The following is a 15,366-nucleotide window of genomic DNA, read 5'->3' on the forward strand; positions in this document are numbered from 1 at the left end:
GCTCCCCCGACGTCGGTGTCACCGCTCGGGCGACGTCACTTGTCGAGGAGTCCGGCTTCCTTGTACAGGTCGATGTACTCCTGGACGTTGTCCTTCGTGATCAGCGGGTTGCCGATGTCGACGTTCACCTCGTCCTCCGCGCCCGTGAGCAGGTCGTGCACGGCCTTCAGGTTGAGCTGGGCCAGTTCGCGGGCGTTCTGGAGCGAGGTCGCGGTCATCGTGCCGGCCTCGATCAGGAGCACGGCCTCGGGGGTGCCGTCGACGCCGTAGGCGAGGATGCCGTCGAAGCCGCCCTTGCCCTTCACAGCCTCGAGCGCACCCGACGCCATGTTGTCGTTCATCGAGATGATCGCGTCGACGTCGGGGTTGGCCAGCGACCAGTCCTCCATGAGCGTCATGGCCTCATCCTTGTTCCAGTTCGCGATGTCCTCCGCGACGATCTTCACGTCGGGACGCTTCTCGAAGAACTCCGCCTCCCACGCTTCGCGGCGTGCGGTGCTGTGGAAGTTGCCGGCCGGGCCGTTGAGCACGACCACGTTCGCGTTCTCCGGAATCTCCTCCAGGGCGAGCTGCGCGACGACGGCGCCCTGCTTGTACGGGTCGGCGTCGACCGAGTTGCCGCCGGTGAGTCCCTCCACGCGCGGGTTGGTGGTGATGGTCACGATGCCCGCGTCGATCGCCTGCTGGATGTAGGGCAGCTGGGCGTCGGCGTTGTTCGCCTGGATGATGATCGCGTCGAACTTGTTGGCGATCGCGTTCTCGATCATCTTGTTCTCGATCTCGTCGTCGGCCTGGCCGTCGAACACCTCGAGGGTGAGGTCGTCGTAGTTGCCGGCCTCCGCTTTCATCTCGTTGGCAAGCCAGGCGGCGAACGAGTCTGCCTGGGCTCGGGCGATGTACGCGACGCGATACTCGTCCTTGTCCTCGGTGGCACCGCCGCCGCCTCCGGTCGGGTTTCCGGTGGTGACGGCGCAGCCGGCGAGACTGATCGCTGCAGCGGCTGCGGCGCCGAGGGCGATGATCCTGCGGGTAAGACTCTTCATTGTCTTCTCCTGTTTTCGTTGGGTGGGTGAAGCGTTGCGGAAAGGGGAGGGTCAGGCTTTCACCCGACCGCCTCCCGGATCGGTCGACGAGGCCCGGACGGGGAAGGGATCGCCCTTCGCGTCGGACTTGAGGATCGTGGTCTTCGCCTTGCCGCGCTTGCTGAAGACGTCGTAGGCGACGGCGATCACGATGATCGCGCCCATCACGATCTGCTGGATGTACGAGCCGATCCCGATGAGGTTCATGATGTTGCCGAGGATGCCGACGATGAGCGCACCCGCGAGTGTTCCCATCACGGTGCCGACGCCTCCGGAGAAGCTCGTGCCACCGATGATCGGCGCGGTGATCGCCTGCAGCTCGTAGCCGACGCCGGCGTTGGGCAGACCGGCGTTGACGCGCGACATGAAGATCACGCCGGCGATGCCGACCAGGGCGCCGTTGACGAGGAACGCCTGGTACTTCACACGCGCGACTGAGATCCCTGCGGCCCGCGCCGCCTCCTCGTTGCCGCCGACCGCGTACACCGAGCGGCCGTATCTGGTCTGGTTCATCAGGTACCAGATCACGATCGTCACGCCGATGAGCACCAGCACCGGAATCGGCAGCCAGCCGAGGTTGCCCTGTCCGATCAGCACGAAGTCGCCGAGCTGGAGCACGTTCTGACCCTGCGTGAGCTCGAGCACCGCGCCGCGGGCCATGAGCATCATGCCGAGGGTGACGATGAACGCCGGGGTCTTCAGCGTCGCGACGAGGAAGGCGTTGACGAGGTTGCAGATCATGCCGATCGCGATGCCGGCGAGGATGGCGAGCAGCAGGTTGCCGCTCGACTTGTAGACCATGACCGACACCACACCCGCGAACGCCATCACGGCGCCGGCGGAGAGGTCGATCATCCCGCCGATGATGAGCGTCATCGCCCCGAACGCGAGGATGGTGATGACCGACACCTGCCGGAGCACGTTGAACAGGTTGTCCGAGCTCAGGAAGTTCGGGCTCAGCAGGCTCGCCGCGACGATGACGATCAACAGGATGATGTAGATCGAGAAGCGGCTCACCTCGAGTCTCTTCAGGTTGGAGAGCATTTTCATGCCACCTCGATTTCATTCATGGCGTACGTGAGGATGGTTTCCTGCGAGAACTGATCGGGTGTCAGTTCCGCGGTGAGGCGTCCGGCCGACATCACGTAGATGCGGTCGCACATCCCGATGAGCTCGGGCAGTTCGGACGAGATCATGAGGATGCCGCGGCCCTGCTTGGCAAGTTCGGTCATGATCTTGTAGATCTCGAACTTCGCTCCGACGTCGATGCCGCGGGTGGGCTCGTCGAGGAGGAGGATCTTCGGGTCGGAGATCAGCCAGCGGGCGAGAAGGACCTTCTGCTGGTTGCCGCCGCTGAGGTTCGCGATGCGCGTCTGCAGGCTGGGCGCCTTGACGTTCATCTTGTCGAAGTACTCGGTGACGAGCTTCTCCTCCTCCCGGCGCCGGGCGAAGCCGCCGTGGATCACCTTGTGCATGCTCGCCAGCGTGGCGTTCTTCATGATGCTGAGCTGCGGCACGATGCCGACCAGGCGCCGGTCCTCGGAGAGCATCGCGACACCGGCTTTGATCGCCTGCGTCGGGTTCTTGATCTTCACGGTGGCCGTGTCGATCTCGATCTCGCCCGCATCGAGCTTGTCGAGTCCGAACACCGCGCGGATCACCTCGCTGCGACCCGCGCCGATGAGTCCGGCGAGCCCGACGATCTCGCCCGCGCGGATGTTCAGGTCGATGTCCTCGAACATGTGCGCGGACGACAGCCCGGTGGCACGGAAGACCGTGTCGCCGATCTCGACCTGCTCCTTGGGGTAGGCCTGGTGGTCGAGGTCACGACCGACCATCTGCGCGATGATCTGGCTGGAGCTGATCTCGGCGGTGGGCTGCGAGCTGACGACGGTGCCGTCGCGGAGCACGCTGACGTCGTCCGCGAGCTCGAACACCTCGTCCATCTTGTGCGAGATGTAGATGATCGACTTGCCCTGTGCGCGCAGATCGCGGATCTTCGCGAACAGCGACTCGACCTCCTTGTGGGCGATCGCCGAGGTGGGCTCGTCCATGATGAGCACGTCGGCGCTGTGGTAGACCGCGCGGAGGATCTCGAGCGTCTGGATCTCCGAGACGGTGAGCGTGCCGAGGCGGCGGTTGATCGAGAAGTCCAGCCCCTCCTCTGCGAGGATGCGACGTGCCTCGCTGCGGATGAACTTCCAGTCGATCTTCCCGAGCTTCATGGGCAGGCGACCGAGGAAGAAGCTCTCCGCGATGGTCATGCCCGGCACGTAGTTGAGCTCCTGCGAGATCATGGCGATGCCGCGGGCGCGGGCGTCGATCGGGTTCTTGATCCGCACCTCCTCGCCGCGCACCCGGATGGTGCCGGTGTCGGGCTGGTAGATCCCGTTGATGATCTTCATCAGGGTCGACTTGCCGGCGCCGTTCTCGCCGCAGAGGGCGTGCACGGTGCCGGGGCGCACATCGAACGAGACGTCGTCGAGGGCCTTCACGCCGGGGAACGACTTCGAGATCCCCTGGACGGACAGCAGCGCGTCGGTCATGACGCCGCCCTGATCTCTGGCTCGTCGACACGACGCACGCGCGGCAGGACGATCCGCTTGAGGGAGTCGACCGATCCTTCGCCGGAAAGCGCCTCCTCGACCTGCTCGATGCCGTACACGTGCGTGACGAGCGAGTCGAGCACGACCTGGCCGGATTCCAGCAGCGCCCGGGCGATCGGCCAGGTGCCGGTGTAGCGGAAGATGCCGGTGACGTTCAGCTCGCGCATCGCCACGTCGGGCACCGAGAGCGGGAACTCGTCGGCGCTGCCGACCAGGACCACGGTGCCGCCGGCACGGGTGGAGCGGATGCCGTTGACGATCGCGGGCGTGGCACCGGAGGCATCGATGAAGACGTTCGCGGCGAGGTCGACGGTCGACTGCGCCGCCGGGTCGACGACGCGGGCACCGTACGATGCGGCGAGCTCCCGGCGGGCCGGGTTGATGTCGGCGACCACCACGTCGACGGCGCCGAACGCCTTGGCCACCTGAGCGGCGATGATGCCGATCGGTCCGCCGCCGGCGATCAGCACGGTGTCACCCACCTTGATGCCGCCCTTCTGCGCGGCTGCGATGCCGACGGATAGCGGCTCCATGAGCGCTGCCGCGTGATCGCTGATCGAGTCGGGCACGTCGTACGCGAAGTCGTCCTGGATGATGACGTAGTCGCAGAACGCACCGTCGATCGGCGGCGTCGCGTAGAACTCCATCTGCGGGCACAGGTTGTAGTCGCCGGCTCGGCAGAAGTCGCAGCGACGGCAGGGCCTCTGGGGCTCGATGGCCACGCGTCGTCCGATGCGCGCCGGGTCGACATCGGCACCGACGGCGACGATGCGCCCGCTCACCTCGTGACCGAGGATCAGCGGGGTGTCGACCACGTACGGACCGATGCGACCGTGCTCGTAGTAATGCACGTCGGAGCCGCAGACGCCGACGCTCGCGACCTCCACCAGCACCTCGTCAGCGGCGGGCACCGGGACGGGGCGCTCTTCCAGCACCAGATCCTTCACCCCTCGCAGCACGCTGGCGGTCATCGTCGACGGGATCTCAGTCATGAGAATCCTCTCTCTCCTGTGAGAACGGGGTGGTGCGGGGCTTCGGGCTGCTGCGCCCGAAGCGGTTGGGGTATCCGGCGACGGGCCTGCCCGGGCGACGCGTGTCGATCCGGGGGCCTGCGATCGCTTGAATATTAGAACGTAAATCAGTAGTCGTCAACAACTCCTCATCCATCCTTGATTTATCAATAAAAATGCGCGCGAACAAAGGGTCCACTCGGTCTTGAAACGTCAAATCCACTAGGCTGAGAAGATGACCAAGACGCCCGGAGCGCCGCCGCCGACGCTCACGAGCATCGCCCGGTCGCTCGGCCTGTCGCCGGCCACGATCTCGAACGTCTACAACCACCCCGAGCGGGTCAGCGACGACGTCAGAGAACGCGTGCTCGCCACCGCCGAAGCCGTCGGCTACGCGGGACCGGATGCCGCGGCCCGCCGCTTCCGCCGCGGGAAGTCCGAGACGATCGGCGTGGTCTTCACCGACGAGATGCCCTTCGCCCTGGCCGACCCCGCCTCCGTGGCCCTGCTGGCGGGGCTCTCGACCACGCTCCAGGAGGCGCGGCTCAACCTGCTGCTGCTGCCCACGGGCCCGCCCGTCGGGGCATCGCGGGTGTCGAACGTGATGGGCGCCGTCGTCGACGGCTTCGTCTTCTACTCGGTCCCGGAGGGCGATCCGCACCTCGATGCCGCGCTGCGGCGCCGCCTGCCCACCGTGGTGGTGGACGAGCCGCGCGACGGTCTCACCGCCGACTGGGTCGGGCTGGACGATCGTGCCGCCGCCGCCGAGCTCGGGCAGCATCTGGCCCATCTCGGCCACCGGAAGGTGGGCGTCATCACCTCGCGCCTCGGGCGCGCGCGCTACAACGGCCCCGCCGACGAGGACCGCTGGACGCAGGCCGTGTACTCGGTGCAGCGCAACCGGATCGCCGGCCTCCGCGACGGTCTGGGCGGCGTTGCGCTGGTCGTCGAGGAGCGCTTCGAGAACGCGGTCGAGTCCGGCGCCGCCGCCCTCCAGTCCCTGCGCCAGCGCCATCCCGACCTCACGGCGATCTGCTGCTTCGGAGACGTCCTCGCGATCGGCGCCCTCGACGCCGCGCGCCGTCAGGGTCTGAGCGTGCCGGGCGACCTCACCATCACCGGGTTCGACGACATCCCCGAAGCGGGACGCGTCGGCCTCACCACGGTCAGCCAGCCACTCGTCGAGAAGGGCCGCATCGCCGGTGAGATGCTGCTGAGCCATGCACTGGCCGAGACCCCGCGGCGACGCTTCCTGCCGACCTCGCTCGAGGTGAGGGCGACGAGCGGTCCCCCGCGTCCCTGAGAGCGCGCGGCAGGAGCGCGGCGGGGTCATGACGGCACCTCCGCTGCACGCGCCGCCGCCGCCACGAGCTCCTCGAAGTCCGCGGTCGCGGCCTGCGTGAGCTCGTCCTCGAAGAGGTCGCCGGCGATCGACGGCGCGAGCGTCACATCGTGAGCGCCGACCCCGGCGACGGCCGCGACCTGGTCGGCGGAGCGCAGGCTCGCGGCCAGGATGCGCACGCTCGGCACGCTTCGGGCGATCGCCGCGACGAGCGCGAGGCCGTCGCGGCCGTTCTCGCTCGCCCTGCCCACGTAAGGTGCGACCTCCTGCGCGCCGGCAGCGGCGGCGAGGAGCGCCTGGGACGGGTGGTACACCGCCGTGATCAGCACCTCGCGTCCGGCGTCCGTCAACTCGCGCGCGACGGTGAGCGCCGGGGCTGTCGCCACGAGCTTGATCACCACGTCGCCGCCGAGATCCGCGATCTGACGGGCGGTGTCGCGCAACTCCTCGATCGTCGTCCCGGTCGCCTGTGCGTAGAAGCGGGTCACGCCACGTTCCCGCAGCCAGGTGGCGAGCGCGGGCAGGTCGTCGGCGGTCAGTCCGGCGCGATCGAGGATCGCAGGGTTGGTGGTGACGCCGGCGAACAACCCGGTCGCCAGAAGCGGCGCGAGCAGGTCACGGTCGGCGCTGTCGATGTAGAGCACGGGTCCTCCTAGAATCGTTCGCCGTCGGACTGCAGGTCGGCCAGGCGGATGTAGCGGTCCCAGATGTCACCGCGGTCGGCGACCGGCTCGGTGACCGAGGTGGCCTCGGGGCTCCAGGCGGCCGTGACGGCGGCGACGGTCTCGCCGCGCACCACCGCTGCGGCCTGGATCGCAGCGCCGCGCGCCGTGCCTTCCGGCGCATCGACGGTGTGCACGGCGCGACCTGTCAGGTCGGCGATGATCTGGCGGTAGGCGTGCGACCGCGCTCCCCCGCCGATGGCGATGGTGCGTCCCGTCACGGGGATGCCGAGAGACTCCATCCCACGCTCTCCTCGCACGAGGCCGAGGGCGACCCCCTCGAACGCGGCCAATGCGAGCTGCTCGCGGCTGGTCGCGGTGCTCAGACCCGCCAGCATGCCGCGCGCCGAGGGCAGTCGCGGCGAGCGCTCACCGTCGAGGTAGGCCGCGAGCAGGGGGCGTTCCGGGTCCAGCGGCGCGGCGAGGGCGAGGGCGGCGAGCGCGGCGTGATCGACCGCGAGCAGCCGCGCGATGGTGTCGGTGACCTTGGTGGCGTTGAGCGTGCAGACGAGCGGGAGATAGCCGCCCGTGACGTTCGCGACGCCGTCGACCGAACCCGTGACGTCGACGACGGGGTCGGGGGTGGTCGCGAACACGACGCCGGAGGTGCCGAGGCTGTATGCCACGTCGCCTTCGCCGAGACCGATGCCCTGCGCGGCGAGATGCTGGTCGCCACCGCCCGCGCCGACCAGCGCGCCGGGATCGATGCCGAGCTCTGCGGCCGCGGCGGGTGCGATCCGTCCGGCCGCCTCATCAGGTGCGAGCACCTCGGGAAGCAGCGGGGCCCAGTCGCGCTCCCCCACGACCTCGTCGAGGATATCGGTGCGCCAGCGCCCGGTGTCGGCGGAGTAGTACCCGGTTCCCGAGGCATCCGAGCGATCGGTGACACGGCGTCCGGTCAACCGGTACGTCAGCCAGTCGTGGGGGACCGAGATGTGGCGGACACGCGCGAACGCCTCCGCGTCGGTCTCGGCCAGGAGCGCGAGCTTCGAGATGGTGATGGCGGCCGAGGGGACGATCCCGATCTGCCGGGCCCACCAGGAGGCGGGATGCCTGTCGAGCAGCGCGGCAGCCTGCGGCCCGGAGGTGGTGTCGTTCCAGAGACGCGCGGGGCGCAGCACGCGACCGGCCTCGTCGGAGACCACCAGACCGTGACACTGCGCGCCGACGCTCACGCCGATGATGCGCACCTCGACGTCGCGGCGCGCGTCTCCCATCGCCGCCACCAGCGCCTGCCACCAGGACTCGGGGTCCTGCTCGCTGATCGGCGGGTGTGTGACCGGATGCGGGGCGCGACCGGTCGAGACGAGCGCTCCGGATGCGGCGTCGCGGAGCTCCACCGTGCACGACTGGGTGGAGCTGTCGACTCCGGCGACCACGTCGATCATGATGCGACCTCCCGGTACGCGGGGATGATGATCCGGTCGGCGTCTGCCGGAAGGTCCTCGAGGCGACCGACCGCGCCGGCGGGATGCGTGGTCATGAACTCGGCCCAGGTGTACCCCCGCCCGCGCATGAGCACCTCGGCGAGCGCATCACCCCACGCCGACTGCGCGATCGTGATGCCGGTCGCGACGATGCCGCCGATGTCGGCCGCGGGCTGCACGGCGACGGCGACGCTGTGGTCGGCCAGGAGGGCGAGCGGCGTCGAGTGGCTGCGCGAGAGGGAGATCACCCGCGCCCCACGACCGCGGGCGATGCGGGCGAGCTGCACCACCTCGTCGGAGGCTCCGCCGTTCGAGATGAGCAGCACGATGTCGGCAGCCGTGATCGCACCGGAGGCTCCGTGCAGGCCGTCCATGGGCGAGAAGGGCAGCGACGGGGTGCCGGTCACCGAGAGGATGTGCGCCATCCGCCGTGCGACGGTGCCGGATGTGCCGGAGCCGCCGATGAAGAGCTTGCCCGTGCCGGAGAGGATCAGCGACGCCGCCGTGACGAGGGAGTCGTCGACCGTGTCGATCAGCGATGCCACGGCGTCGGCCTCTGCACGCAGGCGTCCGCGCGCCACCGCGAGGATGTCGTCATTGACCGTCAACTCTTGCTCCTTCAATCGCACGATGGAATCAGTCGCGCTCATCTGTGATGCTTGGATGTACGTTTGAGCATAGGAAGCTCCTCGTGCCGAAGAAAGGCAGCCGTCACATATGTCACAGTTTCGTGATTTCGACGCTCAAATGAGCGAGGTATCGACGAGTATGGACCACGACCGCGCCCTCATGGCAGCCGTCGCGCGCGCCCACTACCTCGAAGACCGGTCCCGCGTCGACATCTCCGACGCCCTGGGGATCTCGCGCTTCAAGGTGGCCCGGCTGCTCACCCGCGCCCGCGAAGAGGGCGTCGTGACGATCGAGATCCACGACTGGGGTCTGCCCGACGTCGAGCTGAGCCAGCGACTGCAGGAGAAGCTCGGCCTCGAGCGCTGCCTCGTCGTGCGCTCGCACGGCGACGACGACACCGTGCGTCGACAGATCGGCGGGGCGGCGGCGCGGGCGCTCAGCGAGAGCCTGCACGAGGACGAGGTGCTCGGCGTCACCTGGGGCCGCACCCTGACCGCGACGGTGAGTCAGTTCGACCACCTCCCCCGGCTGTCGATCGTGCAGCTCACCGGCGTCGTGGCCGGCGACCTGGCGTCGTCACCCATCGAGGTCGTGCGCCAGACGTCGCGCCGCTCCGGTGGGGATGTCTACCCGATCTTCTCCCCGCTGATCGTCGACGACCTCGAGACCGCGAAGAGCCTGCGCCGCCATCCCGACATCCGCTCGGCCATGGATCTGTTCCCCGCAGTCACCACCGCCCTGCTCTCGGTCGGCGCCTGGAACCCGCCGGTGTCGCAGGTGCGGGACGTGCTGCCCATCGACGACCTCGCCAACGCTCTGCGCAAGGGATGCGTCGCCGACATCGCGGGCATCCTCATCCAGAGCGACGGCACCCCGGTCGACCCCGATTTCCAGGACCGCTGCGTCAACATCTCGTACGAGCAGCTGCAGAAGGTGCCGCGCGTGGTCGCCGTCGCCGGTGGAGCCGCGAAGGCCGATGCGATCCGCACGGTGTCCCGCGTGGGGCTCATCACCGAGCTGTTCACCGACCACACTCTCGCCGAGGCCGTGCTCGCGGAGGATCGCTGATGCGGATCGCCGGCTCGCTGTGGTCCGTTCCCGCCGAGGATCGCCTGACCACCGCGCTGCGACTGCGGGACGCCGGTCTGCGTCGGCTGCACTGGGACACGACCGACGGCAGCTTCGCCGCGGCGGGAGGGTTCTCGCCCGATGCCGCCGCCGAGCTGGCCTCGGCGACCGGGCTCTCGGCGGAAGCCCACGTGATGGCTCATCGTGCCGGGCGGGAGGTGGACGCCTGGACCACGTTCTGCGACCTCGTCTTCGTGCACATCGAGAGCGACGACTGGCAGGAGGCGCTCGCGCGCATCGAGCGGCGCGGCGCCACCCCCGGCCTCGCGGTCTCACCGCAGACCCGCGCCGCCGACGTGCCCGCCGATGTCGCGGTGCTGTGCATGTCGATCGTCCCCGGTCAGGCCGGAAGCGCGTTCGACACCGCCGTCCTGCACAAGCTCACCGCCCTGCGCAGAGCCTCGCCCGGCCGTCGGCTCGGAGTCGACGGCGGCGTGCGCCGCCCGCACGCCGACGCCCTCGCCTCCGCCGGCGCCGACTGGGCCGTCGTCGGCACCGATCTGGTGTTCGACCAGGAGGACGCCTGGGCCGAGGTCCTCGCCGCCGGGGTCGACGCCTCGGTCTGATCTCCCCGCTTCCCGACCTGCAGGCGCCCTAGGCGGCCGGAGGCAGCTCGAGACCGAGCGTGCGCGCCGCCTGGCGGGCCATGCCCCAGGCGACGAACTCGCCGGCGGGTGGCGCGGTCATCGGGATGCCGAGGATCTCGGGGGCCATCGCGCGCACCGCCGCGGACCGGGCGCCACCGCCGATGAGGATGCCCCGCTCCGTGGGCACCCCGAGGTCGCGGATCGCGTTCAGGCCGAACAGCAGACCGCCGAGCACGCCCTCATAGGCCGAGCGGGCGACGTTCTCTCTCGTGGTCGAGGCCAGCGTCATGCCGAAGAGGGTTCCGGTCGCATCCGGGAGGTTCGGGGTGCGCTCGCCCTCCAGGTACGGCTCGAGCACCAGACCGCCGGCACCGGGAGACGCGGCGAGGGCGAGTCGGCTGAGTTCTTCGTGATCCACTCCGAGGAGGGCGGCGAGCGTGTCGAGCACCCGCGCGGCGCTGAGGGTCGCGACGAGCGGCAGATGTCCGTCGGCCGCATCGGCGAATCCGGCGACCGTTCCCGAGGGGTCGATCGTGCGATGAGCGCTCGTCGCGAAGACCGTCCCGCTCGTGCCGATCGACACCACCACGTCTCCGACACGCGCTCCCAGCCCCAGCGCGGCGCCGGCGTTGTCCCCGGATCCCGGTCCGACCGAACGGCCGTCGGCATCGCGGACCGCTGCGTCGTGGGCGAGGACCCGCGGCAGCACCGCGTCGTGCCCCAGCGCCTCGGCGAAGAGCTCCCGGTCATAGCCGGCATCCGTCCAGTACCCCGTTCCCGAGGCCTCGGAACGGTCGGTCACGAGCTCGTCCAGGTCGGCGCCGAGACGGGAGTCGGGGCCGAAACCCCGCAGACGCCAGGTGAGCCAGTCATGCGGGAGTGCGACGGCGCCGACCGCACGGGCGTGCTCGGGCTCGTGTGCGCGCAGCCAGTGCACCTTGGTGAGGGTGAACGAGGGCACGGGCACGAGGCCGGTGCGCTCCGCGAGGGCCGTCGCGCCATACCGGGCGATCAGTGCCGTTGCCGCATCCGACGAGCGCAGGTCGTTCCACAGCAGGGCGGGCCGCACGACGCGTCCCCCGCTGTCCAGCGCCACCATCCCGTGCTGCTGCCCGCTGATCGCCCAGGCGCGCACGTCGTCGAGGCCGCCCGCCGCCGCGATCGCCTGCTGCAGCGCCTGCCACCAGGCCTCCGGGTCGACCTCGGTTCCCGGCGGGTGAGCCGCCCGCCCTTCGCGGACGACCGTGCCGGAGACCGCGTCTGCGATGACGACCTTGCAGGACTGGGTCGAGGAGTCGATTCCCGCCACGAGTTCCATGCTGCGATCATCCCATGCGGGGCGACGGGCACTCATCCGGCTCGGTGTCAGAGCCAGCCCTTGCGTTTGAACGCCGCGTACAGGCCGAAGCCCAGCGCGATCATCATGCCGACCGCCATGGGGTAGCCGAACAGCCAGTGCAGCTCGGGCATGTGGTCGAAGTTCATGCCGTAGATGGTGCCGACCAGCGTGGGCGCGAACAGGATCGCCGCCCATCCCGAGATCTTCTTGACCTCGTCGTTCTGACGGATGCTGAGCTCCGTCATCCGCCGCATCTCCTCGTTCTGGCGGCGCGCGACGATGGTCGATTCCACGGTGAGCGCGTTGTCGAGCACGGTGCGGAACGTCGTGGCGCGGTCGCTCACGCGCAGGGTGTGATCCAGCACGTCGCGCAGATACCGCTGCAGCTCTTCGGTCACCTGGTACTTGTCCGACCCCCGAAGCAGTGCCTCCAGCATCCCCGACAGGGGCTGCGTGGCCCGCTGGAAGTCGATGACCTCCCGACCCAGATCGTAGATGCGCTGCGTGGCGTCGGTGTTCTCCTCGAACAGCTGGCTCTCGATCTCGTCGATGTCGTTCTCGAGCCCCGCGAGGACGGGCGTGTACTCGTCGACGACCTCGTCGAGGATGGCGTACAGCACGGCTTCGGGGCCGTGGGCGAGGAGCGCGGGATCGGCTTCGAGGCGACGCCGGACGCGGCCGAGGTCGGGGGACTCCGCGTGCCGGATCGTCACCACGAAGTCGGGACCGACCAGCACATGCACCTCGCCGAACTCGACCTCCTCGAGGTCATCGAGATAGCGGGCCGGTCGCAGCACCATGAACAGCACGTCTCCGTAGCGCTCGAGCTTCGCGCGCTGGTGCCCGGAGAGGGCGTCCTCCACGACGAGCACGTGGATCCCGAACTCCTCGGCGACCTCGCGGATCTCCTCCTCGCTCGGTCGATAGAGGCCGATCCACCCCATGCCGTCGCGTTCGCGCATGCGCTCGAACGTCTCGCTGAGGGTCACCGGGTTCTCGGTGCGGACGCCATCCACGTAGATCGCATTGTCGATGATCGCCATCGTCGCCCCTTCGAGTACCTGTGGGTCAGCCCGGATTCACTCCGCGGCAGGAGGAGCGACACAGGCGATCGCCGCGTCGGTGATCGTCTGGTGGTACTGCTCGGCGGTGAACGGCAGACCGAACTCGGGAGCCGTCTGGCCTTCGGCGGCCGGCGCCTTCGAGGCGATCGCTGCGAGCTCCCACGAGAGGTGCTGGGCGAACTGGGCCCCGGCCGTGGAGTCGTTGAGCACGACCGCCACGGTGAATCCGGTCGCCGGATCGGAGTACGCCGCGGTGGCGTATCCCGGAGTCCAGCCGTGCTGGCCGATCATCGATCCCACCAGGTAGCCACCGCCAGCGGCCTGGAACCAGGAGGCGGCGCCGTCTGCCGCCGAGAGCGGATCGGCGAAGCGCTCCGGCTTCTCCTTCGTGCGCAGCACCTGCTTCGCCTCCGCCTGGGCGTAGCGACCGAGGTCGGTGATGGTGGAGACGACTCCGGAGTCGGTGAACCCCGAGCTGGACGACAGCTTCGTGATGTCGACGGGGGCCGCGCAGTCGTATCCGCCCTCGACGGCGTTGAGGTAGTGACCGTTGAGCACCGCACCGGTTCCCGGCGCTGCCGGGGTCGGCCCGGGAAGCGAGGTGTCCGGCAGCGCGAGAGGTTCGGTGACGTACTCGGCGATCAACTCGGAGGCCGTCATGCCCGACGCGCGCTCGAGGGCCAGGCCGAGCAGGAGGTAGCCGGCGTCCGAGTCGCGGAAGGTCGTGTGGGGCGCGACGCGCTCGCGCGCCAGCCCGAAGCCTGCGAGCTCCAGCGGCGACCACACCCGCTCAGGAGTGTTCAGCCAGGCCGACTTCACGGTTCCCTCGGAGGATCCCGCGCCACTGGTGCCGTTGCACAGATCGAGGAGGGTGATGCCCTCGTCGCGCATGTCGGCGACGCCCGAGACGTAGTCGGCGACGTTGGCGTCGAGCTCCACCACGTCACGGTCGGCGAGGGCATAGAGGACGTCGCAGGTCATCAGACGGGTGACGTCCGCGATGCGGAAGGACATGTCGGTCGACAGCTCCGCACCGCCTTCGCGATCCTGCGTGCCGATGCCCGCCACCCAGCTCCCGCTCCAGGGCGCCCACACACCGACGATCGCGCCGGTCGCACCGGAGGAGACGAGCGCGTTGTCGACCGCGGCCTGCATCGCGGCGACCGTGTCGTCAGGGAGCGGACCGTCGACCTGGGCGGGCGGCGTATAGGAGAAGGACTCCTCGGACGAGCATCCGGTGAGAGCGAGAGCGAGCACGGCTGCCGTCGCCGTTGCGGCGCGCCACCGGCGCGACGAGAGAAGCTGCATGAAAGGGACCCCCGAAGACGTGTCTCCCGAGTCTAGAGCGCCGAGGCTGAAAGTCGGCCCCGGAGCGATCTCGGAGCCGCCGTAAGGTGGTCACCGTGCCCCACATCTTCGACACCGACGTGATCACCGCCGTCCTGCGCCATATGAACGGCGACCACGCCGATGACAACATCCTCATCGCCCGCGCCTTCGCGGAGCCTTCGGATGCCGAGGTGACCGGTTCGGTGATGACCGGGTTCGACGGAGACGCCGGCGTGTGGGAGATCACCCGCGACGGTGAGGTCGCCGAACTGCGAGTGCCGTGGCCCGGCGGCCCGATCGCCGACCGCCCCGCCGTGCGCCGCGAGGTCGTGGCTCTCTACGACGCCGCCTGCGCCCGCCTCGGCGTCGAGCCGCGGCCGCACGCCTGAACTCTGCGACTTCCCTCCGGGGTTAGGTAACCCTTACACTGGCCTCATGCCCGAGATCCTCTCCTTCTCCGCCGCCCTGCGCGAGCGTTCGTCCGGATCGCACTCCCGCAGCGAGACCGCCGGCTTCATGTCCGACCTCCTGAAGGGCGAGGGGTCGCGCGAGGACTACATCTCCCTCGTCGCGCAGCACTACTTCATCTACGAGGCGCTCGAGGGCGCGGTCGAGCGCATGCGTCAGGATCCGGTGGCCTCGGTCTTCATCACCGACAAGCTCACCCGGCTCCCCGCGCTGGAGGCCGACCTCGAGTTCCTGCTCGGAGCCGACTGGCGCGAGCAGATCGTCGCCCTGCCCACCACTCAGCGCTACGTTGACCGCATCCGCCAGGTGGGCGCCACCTGGGCCGGCGGCTTCGTCGCACACCACTACACCCGCTACCTGGGCGATCTGTCCGGTGGCATCTTCATCGGCCGCGTGATGGCCCGTCGCTTCGGCTTCGAGACCAACGGCATCGGCTTCTACCTGTTCGACGACATCGCCGACCCGTCCGCCTTCAAGGACGTGTACCGCGAGCAGCTCGACGCCGCCCCGTGGGATGAGGCCGAGCGCGAGCGCGTGATCGACGAGGTGCTCCTCGCCTACCGCTTCAACACCGAGCTGTTCGAAGACCTCGACCGCGCTCGCGCCGCCGCCTGAGCGGATCCCGCGCCCGG

The 15,366-nt window shown here is 69.2% G+C and carries 15 protein-coding genes; 5 read left to right on the top strand and 10 right to left on the bottom strand.

Annotated elements, in window-relative coordinates; translation table 11 throughout:
* Window positions 1-35 precede the first annotated feature (35 nt).
* Genes D514_RS28305 through D514_RS28320 form a run of 4 tightly spaced genes read right to left on the bottom strand, consistent with a single transcriptional unit; the run spans window position 36 to window position 4,680 of the window.
* The gene (locus D514_RS28305; RefSeq protein WP_017829715.1) at window positions 36-1,043 is read right to left on the bottom strand and encodes a sugar ABC transporter substrate-binding protein; all 1,008 of its coding nucleotides are present in this window, start codon (window positions 1,041-1,043) and stop codon (window positions 36-38) included.
* Between the two features lie 51 nt (window positions 1,044-1,094).
* Complete coding sequence (locus D514_RS28310; RefSeq protein WP_017829716.1) at window positions 1,095-2,126, bottom strand: ABC transporter permease; 1,032 nt, start codon at window positions 2,124-2,126, stop codon at window positions 1,095-1,097.
* A gap of 2 nt (window positions 2,127-2,128) precedes the next feature.
* Window positions 2,129-3,628, bottom strand: a complete 1,500-nt coding sequence (locus tag D514_RS28315) for a sugar ABC transporter ATP-binding protein (protein WP_017829717.1) — start codon at window positions 3,626-3,628, stop codon at window positions 2,129-2,131.
* Window positions 3,625-4,680, bottom strand: a complete 1,056-nt coding sequence (locus tag D514_RS28320) for an NAD(P)-dependent alcohol dehydrogenase (RefSeq protein ID WP_017829718.1) — start codon at window positions 4,678-4,680, stop codon at window positions 3,625-3,627. The genes D514_RS28315 and D514_RS28320 overlap by 4 nt, the downstream gene beginning before the upstream one ends.
* A gap of 253 nt (window positions 4,681-4,933) precedes the next feature.
* On the opposite strand from D514_RS28320, the gene D514_RS28325 reads away from it, so the two are divergent.
* The gene (locus D514_RS28325; RefSeq protein WP_017829719.1) at window positions 4,934-6,001 is read left to right on the top strand and encodes a LacI family DNA-binding transcriptional regulator; all 1,068 of its coding nucleotides are present in this window, start codon (window positions 4,934-4,936) and stop codon (window positions 5,999-6,001) included.
* A 26-nt stretch (window positions 6,002-6,027) separates the two neighbouring features.
* On the opposite strand, the gene D514_RS28330 is transcribed toward D514_RS28325, so the two are convergent.
* Genes D514_RS28330 through D514_RS28340 form a run of 3 tightly spaced genes read right to left on the bottom strand, consistent with a single transcriptional unit; the run spans window position 6,028 to window position 8,797 of the window.
* Window positions 6,028-6,684 (bottom strand): transaldolase family protein, encoded by a 657-nt coding sequence (locus D514_RS28330; RefSeq protein WP_017829720.1) that lies wholly within the window; start codon window positions 6,682-6,684, stop codon window positions 6,028-6,030.
* An 8-nt stretch (window positions 6,685-6,692) separates the two neighbouring features.
* Window positions 6,693-8,150, bottom strand: coding sequence for a xylulokinase (gene xylB, locus D514_RS28335; protein ID WP_017829721.1), 1,458 nt, complete (start codon window positions 8,148-8,150; stop codon window positions 6,693-6,695).
* Complete coding sequence (locus D514_RS28340) at window positions 8,147-8,797, bottom strand: SIS domain-containing protein (protein ID WP_017829722.1); 651 nt, start codon at window positions 8,795-8,797, stop codon at window positions 8,147-8,149. Before D514_RS28340 ends, xylB begins: the two co-directional genes overlap by 4 nt.
* A 139-nt stretch (window positions 8,798-8,936) precedes the next feature.
* On the opposite strand from D514_RS28340, the gene D514_RS28345 reads away from it, so the two are divergent.
* Together D514_RS28345 and D514_RS28350 are read left to right on the top strand one after the other, a co-directional pair.
* Window positions 8,937-9,887, top strand: coding sequence for a sugar-binding transcriptional regulator (locus D514_RS28345; protein WP_186004823.1), 951 nt, complete (start codon window positions 8,937-8,939; stop codon window positions 9,885-9,887).
* Window positions 9,887-10,513, top strand: a complete 627-nt coding sequence (locus tag D514_RS28350; protein WP_017829724.1) for a hypothetical protein — start codon at window positions 9,887-9,889, stop codon at window positions 10,511-10,513. The genes D514_RS28345 and D514_RS28350 overlap by 1 nt, the downstream gene beginning before the upstream one ends.
* 28 nt (window positions 10,514-10,541) lie before the next feature.
* Here D514_RS28350 and D514_RS28355 read toward each other — a convergent pair whose 3' ends face one another.
* The 3 genes from D514_RS28355 to D514_RS28365 are packed head-to-tail and all read right to left on the bottom strand — an operon-like array spanning window position 10,542 to window position 14,245.
* Complete coding sequence (locus tag D514_RS28355) at window positions 10,542-11,852, bottom strand: FGGY family carbohydrate kinase (RefSeq protein WP_017829725.1); 1,311 nt, start codon at window positions 11,850-11,852, stop codon at window positions 10,542-10,544.
* Window positions 11,853-11,899: 47 nt separating this feature from the next.
* Window positions 11,900-12,916, bottom strand: a complete 1,017-nt coding sequence (corA, locus tag D514_RS28360; protein WP_017829726.1) for a magnesium/cobalt transporter CorA — start codon at window positions 12,914-12,916, stop codon at window positions 11,900-11,902.
* A 36-nt stretch (window positions 12,917-12,952) separates the two neighbouring features.
* The gene (locus tag D514_RS28365) at window positions 12,953-14,245 is read right to left on the bottom strand and encodes a serine hydrolase (RefSeq protein ID WP_017829727.1); all 1,293 of its coding nucleotides are present in this window, start codon (window positions 14,243-14,245) and stop codon (window positions 12,953-12,955) included.
* A gap of 95 nt (window positions 14,246-14,340) precedes the next feature.
* Here D514_RS28365 and D514_RS28370 point away from each other — a divergent pair, with 95 nt between their 5' ends.
* Together D514_RS28370 and D514_RS28375 are read left to right on the top strand one after the other, a co-directional pair.
* Window positions 14,341-14,655 (top strand): DUF2470 domain-containing protein, encoded by a 315-nt coding sequence (locus D514_RS28370; protein WP_031205781.1) that lies wholly within the window; start codon window positions 14,341-14,343, stop codon window positions 14,653-14,655.
* Window positions 14,656-14,701: 46 nt separating this feature from the next.
* Entirely contained in the window at window positions 14,702-15,349 is a 648-nt protein-coding gene (locus tag D514_RS28375) for a heme oxygenase (biliverdin-producing) (protein ID WP_017829729.1), read from the top strand.
* Window positions 15,350-15,366 lie beyond the last annotated feature (17 nt).

It is taken from the genome of Microbacterium sp. UCD-TDU (assembly GCF_000340625.1).
Classification (GTDB): domain Bacteria; phylum Actinomycetota; class Actinomycetes; order Actinomycetales; family Microbacteriaceae; genus Microbacterium; species Microbacterium maritypicum.

Bases quoted from the DNA above. Each gene is read 5' to 3' on its own strand.
- xylB (WP_017829721.1), bottom strand. From the start codon at position 8,150: ATGATCGACGTGGTCGCCGGAGTCGACAGCTCCACCCAGTCGTGCACG.
- corA (WP_017829726.1), bottom strand. From the start codon at position 12,916: ATGGCGATCATCGACAATGCGATCTACGTGGATGGCGTCCGCACCGAG.
- D514_RS28325 (WP_017829719.1), top strand. From the start codon at position 4,934: ATGACCAAGACGCCCGGAGCGCCGCCGCCGACGCTCACGAGCATCGCC.
- D514_RS28320 (WP_017829718.1), bottom strand. From the start codon at position 4,680: ATGACTGAGATCCCGTCGACGATGACCGCCAGCGTGCTGCGAGGGGTG.
- D514_RS28355 (WP_017829725.1), bottom strand. From the start codon at position 11,852: ATGGAACTCGTGGCGGGAATCGACTCCTCGACCCAGTCCTGCAAGGTC.
- D514_RS28350 (WP_017829724.1), top strand. From the start codon at position 9,887: ATGCGGATCGCCGGCTCGCTGTGGTCCGTTCCCGCCGAGGATCGCCTG.
- D514_RS28305 (WP_017829715.1), bottom strand. From the start codon at position 1,043: ATGAAGAGTCTTACCCGCAGGATCATCGCCCTCGGCGCCGCAGCCGCT.
- D514_RS28315 (WP_017829717.1), bottom strand. From the start codon at position 3,628: ATGACCGACGCGCTGCTGTCCGTCCAGGGGATCTCGAAGTCGTTCCCC.
- D514_RS28310 (WP_017829716.1), bottom strand. From the start codon at position 2,126: ATGCTCTCCAACCTGAAGAGACTCGAGGTGAGCCGCTTCTCGATCTAC.
- D514_RS28345 (WP_186004823.1), top strand. From the start codon at position 8,937: ATGAGCGAGGTATCGACGAGTATGGACCACGACCGCGCCCTCATGGCA.
- D514_RS28365 (WP_017829727.1), bottom strand. From the start codon at position 14,245: ATGCAGCTTCTCTCGTCGCGCCGGTGGCGCGCCGCAACGGCGACGGCA.
- D514_RS28375 (WP_017829729.1), top strand. From the start codon at position 14,702: ATGCCCGAGATCCTCTCCTTCTCCGCCGCCCTGCGCGAGCGTTCGTCC.